We start from the raw sequence: 4,872 nt of genomic DNA, 5'->3' as shown, positions 1-4,872 counted from the left end.
AGGTGCAAAACATCCGTGGCTCGCCAGTTTCGGGGTCGCAGCGGAGGGTGTAGGCGTTGTCTCGCATCCACCCCGAGTTGACGATGCCCGTCAACTCCGGATTACGGCCGAGGAAGGTGTCGGCCTCGTCGATAAGGAGCGTGGGCAGAAATGCATCCACGACCCGATAAATGCCGGCCGGGCTAATATTCACGGCAGGGATCGGCCGGTTGGCCACGTGGAGAATCAAGCGGAGAAGGGTCGTCTTCCCGCACCGTTTGGTGGGACTGGTGACGACGAGGATGGGAGCCACCTCGAAATGTTTGAAGCAGTAGGTCCAGGCCAGGTAGAGGGCAACCGTCTCGGCCTCTTCCGGCTGACAAAACACATATTTTTGGATGTACCGAGCGCACTGGTGGAGAGTTTCCTTGAGATCTACCGGGTCGGGCCACGGCTCCAACTCCCGCAGCTCCACGGGGCGTCCCTGACCCGGGATGATGTTGCTGGGCAATTCCGTGGCGGTTGCGGCGAGATGGCGTGCAGCCTCCTGTAGGGCCTTTTCATCGGCGGCTTCAGCGGCCCGGGTGACGGTACTGTAAAACCAGCGAAAAAAGTCGTCAAAGTTGGCGTCATCTTGGATCAGGTTGAGATACTCCGCGATGTATTTTGCGAACTTGCGGACGGCGCTCATCGAATCGGTATCGACGCGCTCCCGAATCGTGTGGGGACCGTGGTAAACTTCGACCAGGCGGGTTGATCCCCGACCGGCGGGAGCGACCAAGATTTCCAGGCTGCTGTGGGACCAACTCATGTTTTGCCTTCCTTTCTCGGTTTGGAATGAACTCTCAGGGAAGCTCGCCACGCCCGTTGCATAGCGACACTTCGGGAAAAGGTGGCGCATGCGATGGCCGGTGGATACCGTGACACACTGCGGGCGATGGCCAGGACTTCGCGTTCTGGCAGCGGTGGCCGGCAGCGGAATGAGTTCGCGGCTAGGAGGGCGGACTCCAGTTCAGCCTGACTAAGCCCAAGCCTTCGCAAGCGGCCAGCCAGTCGGGTTAGTCCGATGTTCCGCGTGCCCTCCAACAACGGTTCCAAGTCCTCGCTCACATTACTTTGGGCGGACTCTGGAAAGCGGAGCCGACCCGGGGCCTGGGCGTTCACCCCGACGACTTCGGCTTCCAGCCAGACTGGCGGGGCTGGGAGTTCGTCGATCGTCACCAAGGGCCGGATCCACACGTACGGCTGAGCATGGACCGACGAAGGCGGCACGAGGACATAGCCGCGTGGGCCCTTGGTGTAGACGCCGGAAGCCACTTTCCCCGTGCTGTTCGGCCAGCTAGCCCGAAAGTACAAGTGAAAGCCCCCGCGGGGCGTTTGCACCAGTGGGCAGCCAGTGGCTTTCAGCTCTCGTCGACGCTCCTCACCTGGCCAGCCAGCCTTCAGGGCGGCGGGATCGATATCCAGCACGGAAAAGCCCCCGCCCGTCACAATCGCCCAATTGCAGCCCGGGAATTGACAAGCCCAGTCACGGAGCGTGGCCTCGTCGTTGGTTGCCTTGTCGGGCCAGCCGGGTAAAAGCGGAGTTTTTTGCCCTGGGCGGATCGGATGCACACGATAGCCGAGGGCAAGATAGGACTTTAGGTCCAGACTGGTCTCAGGATCGACGGTGCTCATTAAGCATTTCCTCCATAAAACGTTGCATTTTGGAGTGCGAGGCTTTAGCCCCGCTTTCCGCACGGAACCTCGGTCTCCGCCGCAAGGGCGAATAGCGAGCGGCGAATGGCGGTGGGCAAACACCAATGGAAAACCCCAACGGGGAGCGGGAGCCGCCACGGCCGCGTGGCAGGTAGCCGATACCAAATGGCGGTGATGGAGAGCCATTGTTCCGTGCGTAAGTCATACCCAAGGCCTCCGTCGCACTGCGAAGGCTAAAGCCTTCGCCAAAAAGCGGCGATAAATCACCGCACTCCACATGGAGTACTTCAGTCCCTGCCGTTTTCCGGTGTCGAGCCGTAATTTGCTTGGGCCCCTGGGTGGATGGATTCGGTGCGGCTTTGCAGCCACTGTCGAACAGCAATTTCAGGAAAGAGAACCCGCCGACCCAGGCGAACGAACGGCAGACCCTCAACGGCCTTGAGCCGATCCAAATGGCGACGGCTGACACGAAGGAATTGGGCACATTCATGGGCGGTCAGAAGGCGTTCAGTCATGCGAATACCTCTCTATACGTGTTGAAAGAGTGGCCTGCATCGTCTTTCTCTTGGAGTCTACCGGAAGATTCGCGCGCACAAATTCCTGGTGTTACCGGGCCGATTTTGTGCGCCGCAGAAATTCTGCGCAAGTCGATTACAGACAAGAGGTTACGACTCACACAAGAAAATGGCGCACAAATTCATGCCGCCCTTGACAGATTTTGTGCGCCGCTGCGTGCCAGCACGCCAGCCGAAGCAGGCAGGAGAAGGCGTTTTGCAATAGGCGTAGGGCGCGTGTCGCGGAGGCGGCGGGCGACTTTCCTTCCGCAAACGGACGTGGCATCCGTCCTTCCCCCATCAGTAGCCAGACAGATGCGGTAGCTCGGACCAGTTATCCTTCAGAGTCGAACTCCAGCCCCAACTGCCGCGCCGCCTCCTTCATCGCCTTGAGTGCTTGATCGTTCTCACTGAGTGGTTGGTCATCGGGCAGTACCATTTCGAAGTGCACCCCGAGGCCCAGCTTCTTCAGGCTCATGCGCGCGGCAGGGCCGACGAAGCAGCGGAAAAGCTCAGACCATTGCTCTACGGAAACTGCCCCGCGGATAACGATTCGGCGAACCGTCCCCTTGGCGGGGGGGTGGTTCTCAGTGATTACCGGCGTACTTTCATCGGCGGTGGTCCCGGTTCCCGCCGCGTTTACGCCGCTTCCAGCGGTCTTCTCGCTCTCCGCTACCGTTGGCGTTTCCGGCGCACACGGCGGGATGATCCACACGCCGTCCTCGCTGGGATCGAGTGAGACTGCCTGCTTAAAATAACGCGCCTGAAGCGAAGCAAGGGTGGGGCCACGCCCAATGCCTACAAGGCCATCCTTGCAAGCTTGCTCGAGTCCTTTCGTCACCGCCTCTTTCGACGCGATCATCGGCTTGTCGGTGAACCTCAGAAAGGCTTCCACAGCCTCCTTGAGTGAGAGGCCTCCCTCTTGGGGGATCAATCCGGTGTTCTGGAGCGTTACCGGGCCCACGCGGCGAAGAATCCACTCCTCGTCCTCTACGAGCGTGGTCCACACATAGCCGAGGTGTTCCTGGAAGGTTCGGCGGGCGTCCGATAGCACGCACGCCTCGACCTCTTGCCCGCGCACTCGGAGGGCCACGGTATAGGCGGGGCCCAGTGCCTCCAGTGCGGCCCTGCGTGCTTCGTCCAACCGCTTTCCGAGATCCTCGCGTTGCTCCTCATCGAGCTGATTGCCGTAGTCCCGGCGCACGGCCTCCAGAGCGGCCCGCTCGCGATATGCCTGGCGAAGCCTGTTCAAGCCGCGGGCTGTTCCCACCAAGAACAGGAGCGTGTTGCGGTACAGGCGTTCCTTTCCGCCGCACCGCGTGCTGATCGCTCGAACGCAGTCCTCGACTGCGTCCTTCCCCCCGCCGTTTTCGTCCCAGGCCAGCGATGGTGGAAGAACCAGCAAGGTAAGCGACTTCTGCTCGGGCAGATCGACCGCAGGGTTGACAATCACGCGCCAAGTCGCGTTAGCCATCGTGCCCTTTTTTGACTCGGCCTGGAGGTCTTCGAGGATTTCGGCGTCGAAGTTTTCCTTCGCCATTTGCTGCCGATACTGGATGAGGAGCTTGGTGAGCGTGGGCTTCGTCCCGAACCAGTAGCGTTTTCCGAGGCTGCCGGCTCTTGCCGTGTGGAGGTAGAAGCAACGATTCTCCAGCTCCAGCAAGGCCCCGTCGGTGTAGTTCCAGTTGACTCCCAGTTTCGAGCAGGCCAGCTTCAAGTCCTTGGAACTGAAACCGCTCCGCTCGCCTAGACCGCCGAACGAACCGAGCAGGATGGCGGCCGCCAGGCCCTGGCCGATAGCTTCCGACCGGTAGTCACCGCCGCGTTCCTCGTCGAACAAGGCGGCATTGGATCGCTCACCGACAACATCGGCCGCCGCCACCGACTGATACGCCGGCCCCCAAAGGCGCGTCAGGGCCGCCTCCAACGCATCGAGGGACCAGCGGATATGGCATGGCTGGATAAGGTGTTGGGTCTGTGTGTTTCCCTGCCGCCGCTTCCAGAGGTCACCGACGATACTCGCCAGCAACCGCAGCACACCACGGGTCCGCTGGAAATCGGGGTGGCTGCCCCAGCGGGTATAAAGCGCATCGAGGAGCAGTGGATGAAACGGATAAGCACGCTCGATCAACTCGCGATAGGTGCCCTTCGTGGCTTCCGAAGGGACTTCGCCCGCGTGGGCGACATACATGTCCTGATAGACTGCGGCCACCTTCTTCGGATACCAGGAGTCGGGCGGCGGGCTTCCCGCCTGCAAACCATCAATCGACTCGAACAGACGCGCCCGCACAACCTCGTAGATCTCCTCATCTGCGACAGGCTTGACGTCGGCCCCAAGACGCTGGAAGCGCTTTTCCAGGGTGACGAACACCTCCTGCCCCTTCTCGCTCTGCGCGACCTCGTACTTGCTCGCCGGGAGCGTGGCGACCACAACTGCGCCCGGAACCTGCTGGACAGCCTCGGTGAGCTGCTGGATGAACGACACGGTTTGATCCGCGAGGGTCGTGTCGCCGACCGGAACCGCGGCCGCGCCCACGCAGTAGTCGGCCAGTTCGTCCAGCAGGATTAGACAGGGGGCAGCCGCCCGCAAGATCTCCACGAAGATTCCCTGGGGTACCCGCTGGCTCTCGTCGTTGGCCCG

General features: G+C 61.4%; 4 protein-coding genes. All 4 read right to left on the bottom strand.

Going from position 1 to position 4,872, the window contains the following annotated elements:
• Positions 1–790 (bottom strand): hypothetical protein (locus H5U08_RS10180; protein WP_297032679.1); only part of this gene is annotated, 790 nt, incomplete at its 3' end.
• A complete protein-coding gene (locus H5U08_RS10175) occupies positions 787–1,656 on the bottom strand; it encodes a bifunctional DNA primase/polymerase (protein ID WP_297032677.1) in 870 nt (289 codons plus the stop codon). The genes H5U08_RS10175 and H5U08_RS10180, both read right to left, overlap by 4 nt.
• 308 nt (positions 1,657–1,964) lie before the next feature.
• On the bottom strand, positions 1,965–2,192 hold the full coding sequence (locus tag H5U08_RS10170) for an excisionase family DNA-binding protein (RefSeq protein ID WP_297032675.1): 228 nt from the start codon (positions 2,190–2,192) through the stop codon (positions 1,965–1,967).
• Between the two features lie 373 nt (positions 2,193–2,565).
• On the bottom strand, positions 2,566–4,872 hold a 2,307-nt coding region (locus H5U08_RS10165; RefSeq protein ID WP_297032673.1), incomplete at its 5' end, for a DUF499 domain-containing protein.

It is taken from the genome of Thermogutta sp. (genome assembly GCF_014359955.1).
GTDB lineage: Bacteria > Planctomycetota > Planctomycetia > Pirellulales > Thermoguttaceae > Thermogutta.
The sequence above is the reverse complement of the archived record's forward strand: the minus strand, read 5'-3'. Positions and strand labels throughout refer to the sequence as shown.